This is a genomic window from Kitasatospora sp. MY 5-36 (genome assembly GCF_001182915.1).
Taxonomy (GTDB): Bacteria; Actinomycetota; Actinomycetes; order Streptomycetales; family Streptomycetaceae; genus Kitasatospora.
Map to the genome: position 1 here is coordinate 1 of NZ_LFVW01000122.1, position 3,784 is coordinate 3,784.

The following is a 3,784-nucleotide window of genomic DNA, read 5'->3' on the forward strand; positions in this document are numbered from 1 at the left end:
AGCTCGCGCATGTCGTCGAAGACCACGGTGCCCGGCCCGGCCAGCCGTTCCGCGGCGGTGACGCCGCCCGCGTAGCCGAGTGCGCGCATCCCGGCGGCGCGGGCGGCCTCGACGCCGGGGCGGCTGTCCTCGACCACCACGCAGGCGGCCGGGTCGACGCCCATCGAGCGGGCGGCGTGCAGGAAGAGGTCCGGTGCGGGCTTGCCGCGCTCGACCTCGGTGGCGCTGAAGATCCGCCCGGCGAAGTGGTCGTGGAGGCCGGTCCGGCCCAGGGTGTGGCGCATCTTCTCGTGGGTGCCGCTGGAGGCCACGCAGGTGGGCAGGGTGATCGCGGCCAGCGCCTCCGGCAGGCCGTCCACGGGGGTCAGTCCGGCGTCCACCGCCTCGGCGTGCAGTTCGACGAAGCGCTTGCTCCACACCGTCGCCGTCTCACCGCCGAGCCGTTCGGTGACCGTGGCCCGGTTGGCCGCCTCGGACCGTCCGACGAAGAGCTCGATCGCCTCCGCCTCGGTCAGCGGCCAGCCGTACTCCTCGCCGAGCCGCACCAGCACCCGGACGGCGATCACCTCGCTGTCCACCAGGACGCCGTCGCAGTCGAAAATCACCAGCTCAATCGGCTTGATCATCCCACCAGCATAGGCCGGTGCCCGTGCCCGGGGGCCGGTGGCCGTCGAACTGGCCACCGGCGCCCGGGCGTTGGCGTCAGCTGGTCTGGATGGAGGTGTCGTCGATCACGAAGCTGGTCTGGAGCGAGGCGTCCTCGGTCCCGGCGAACTTCACGGTGACGGACTGGCCCGCGTAGGCCGACAGGTCGAAGGTGCGCTGCTGGTAGCCGGCCGCGGCGTCCACGTTGGAGTAGGTCTTCAGCGCGGTGCCGTTCACCGAGACGGTCAGCTTGTCGTACGCGGTGGTGCCCGACTCGGCGGTGTCGATGTGCAGCCAGAAGCTCAGCGTCGCCTTGCAGCCCGCCGGGATGCTCACCGTCTGCGACAGCGAGTCCGAGTGGGTGGAGCCGTAGCCGTTCAGCCACGCCTTCCAGGAGCCGCTGTGGGCCGCCTGCGAGGCGCTGCTGTCCACCACGCCGCTCGACGCGGTCCACGGCGTGGCCGTGCCCGACTCGAAGCCCTCGTTGCCCAGCAGCTGCGCCGGGGTGCAGCCGCCGCCACCGGTGGAGACGGCCCAGGTGAAGCTGGTGGAGGCCGACTTGCCGGCGGCGTCCGTCACGGTGACGGTGACGGTGGAGCTGCCCGCGGTGGAGACTGTGCCGGTGATCGCGCCGGTGGAGGAGTTGATCGACAGCCCGGCGGGCAGGCCGCTCGCGGCGTAGGACAGCGGGGCGGTGCCGCCGGAGGCGTTGATCTGGAGGTTCACCGCGCCGCCGACGGCGGTGGACTGGTTGCCCGGGTTGGACACCGAGACGGCACTGCCGGCCGGCTTGGTGAGCAGGCAGCCGGCCACGTTGAGGTCGATGGCCCGGGTGGAGGAGTTCAGGCAGGTGGTGAACCAGTACGTCTCCTCACCGTAGCTCTGGCCCTTGTAGGCCTTGGTGGTGCCGTCGGCGGCCACCTCGCACGGGTTGTTGAGGGTGCACATGCCGCCGTCGTCGTTGCCGGTGTTGTTAATGCCGACGATCCGCCCGCTGGCGGAGTCGACGATCGGCGAGCCGGAGGTGCCGTGCGTGGTGTTGCAGCCGGAGCTGTAGCGCAGCGAGTCGTGCCAGGTCCAGGCGTCCTCGCGCAGGGTCGGCACGAAGCCGTTGACGGAGCAGTTCCAGACCTGCTTCCAGTACGACGAGGGTATGTACATCGACGCGCCGTCGGTCGGGTGGGCGTCGCTGATCGTCAGCGCGGTGGCGCCGTACTTCGAGCTGATCGACCCGTAGGTGTCGGTGAGTTGGTAGAGGGCGACGTCGGTGCCGGTCATGGTCGCGTAGAGCAGCTTGTCGGCCTGGACGGTGCCCAGGCTGTTGCCCGCGCCGTCCAGCAGGGTGCCGCTGCGGCTGGCGGTGGTGTTCTGGATGACCTGGCCGGCCGAGGGCATGGTCGGCAGGCAGTGTCCGTTGGTGAGCATCAGCGCCCGGTCGCCGGCCGCCGAGGTGGGGTAACGGACCAGCGAGGCCGAGCAGTTGCTCAGGGCGATGGTGGACGTCAGGTCGGCCGCCTGGACGGCGTGCGCGGGGGCGGCGGCGAAGGCCAGCCCGCCCGCGACGACGGCACTCGTACCGGCCACCGCGACAAGTCTCTTGAACATGGCTCTCCTTGTGGGGGATCGCGGGGTGTACGACTGGTCGCCGACGCCCGCGCCGCATGAAAGTGCCATGGCCACTTCAAGAGGTCAAGGAGTGTGACCGAACTCGCCACTGCCCGGCACGGGCCGTGCCATCCGACGGCAACGACCCGTCCCGGTATGCCCGTTACGGGCCGGGGCAGTGGATACGGCTGCGGCTGCGGTTGCGGCTACGGCTACGGCTGCGGGAAGGCGTTCGGGTCCACGTCGTTGGTCTTGGCGTTGCCGTCGGCCACCGGCTGGAGGGTGATCTCCCAGGAGGTCGCGGTCCGGCCGGTCTCGAACGGGAAGGTGTCCTCGAACTTGGTGAACTGGCAGTTCTGGGTGAAGCCCTTGGCGTCGGAGTCCCAGTCCGCACCCCCGGAGACGTAGACCTCGTACGTCCCGTCCTCCACGCCGTCGACACTGGCGTGCTGCCCCTTGCCGACGAACACCGAGTGCACGGCCTTGCCGTTCAGCGCGAGCGACACCACGGCGTCCACCTTGCCGCCGTTCTCGACCTTGAACACGCCCTCGCCGCGCAGCTTCCCCTTCCGGACCATGGTGCCGTTGTCCAGCGCGCGGGACTGCTGCTGGGGCAGCGGCGGGACGGCGAAGGTGGTCTGGTAGCCGGCCGCGGTCATCGTGACGAGGGCCGCCGACACCGCCGCCAGCCCCTGGGAGGCGCCCAGTTCGGCCTCGGCCGAGCTCAGCGCGCAGACGTCGTGGAACTTGATGTCGCTGCGGACCTTGCCGGCGTCGGTGGCGAGCGAGGTCAGCGCCGCCACCAGTTCCTTCCGCGCCGCCGTCACCCCGGGCGGCTCGTCCGCCACGCTCAGGGACTTGGCGGCGCCCTGCGCGCTGGTGACGATGCCGCCGAGCACGGTGTCGAGGTCGCCCAGGTCCTTGGCGCCGGCCACCTGGGCGAGCGCGACGGTGACCGGGTCGACGCTCGCGCTGAGCACCGGGCCGTACGGCGCCCGGGTCGGGGTCGGCGTCGGCGTCGCGGTCGGCTTCGCCGAGACCCCCGTCCCCGCCGCCCCGGGCGCGGACGAGCCGCCCGCCGAACCACCGCCCCCGCCACCGGAGCAGGCCGCCAGCACCAGCGCCGTGCCGACGGCCAGACCGGCCTTCCCCACGAACCTCTCGGACCCCGTGAACCTCATGCCCCACCCCCGGGTAGCCGGCCTGGCGGCGGCGCTCGGCGGTCCGGCCGCGTACGCGGTGGACACCGTGAACTCCCCGCACACCGGCTCGATCGTGACCGCCGGGCCGGGCGTGAAGGGCGGGTCCGGGCCGGGCGGCATGGGGCACCGGGGCGGCAAGGGCTTCCCGGGCGGCACCGGCAACGGCAACGGGCACTGGTTCGGCCAGGGCGGCCCGGGTGCTCCGGGTGGCCAGGGGGGCTTCGCGGGCGGTCAGGGCGGTCAGGGCGGTCAGCAGGGCTTCGCGCCCGGGCAGGGCTTCCCGGGCGGCGGCACCGGCAACGGCGGCGACCGCGCCAACGGCCGCCACGAGC

At 72.4% G+C, this 3,784-nt stretch carries 2 protein-coding genes and 3 pseudogenes; 1 reads left to right on the plus strand and 4 read right to left on the minus strand.

Annotated features, from left to right (window positions below; genetic code table 11):
- The 4 genes and pseudogenes from AE652_RS09770 to AE652_RS09780 form a co-directional block, all read right to left on the minus strand.
- Positions 1-626: HAD family phosphatase (locus AE652_RS09770; RefSeq protein ID WP_049650837.1), on the minus strand; the 626-nt coding region annotated here is incomplete at its 3' end.
- Positions 627-702: 76 nt separating this feature from the next.
- Positions 703-1,428: pseudogene (locus tag AE652_RS48020) on the minus strand (putative Ig domain-containing protein); the annotation flags it as partial.
- A 204-nt stretch (positions 1,429-1,632) separates the two neighbouring features.
- Positions 1,633-2,319: pseudogene (locus AE652_RS49190) on the minus strand (serine protease); the annotation flags it as partial.
- Positions 2,320-2,462: 143 nt separating this feature from the next.
- Positions 2,463-3,404: a hypothetical protein gene (locus AE652_RS09780; RefSeq protein ID WP_159028414.1), complete on the minus strand. Its 942-nt coding sequence runs from the start codon at positions 3,402-3,404 to the stop codon at positions 2,463-2,465.
- A 16-nt stretch (positions 3,405-3,420) separates the two neighbouring features.
- On the opposite strand from AE652_RS09780, the pseudogene AE652_RS46295 reads away from it, so the two are divergent.
- Positions 3,421-3,784, plus strand: a pseudogene (locus tag AE652_RS46295) (hypothetical protein); the annotation flags it as partial.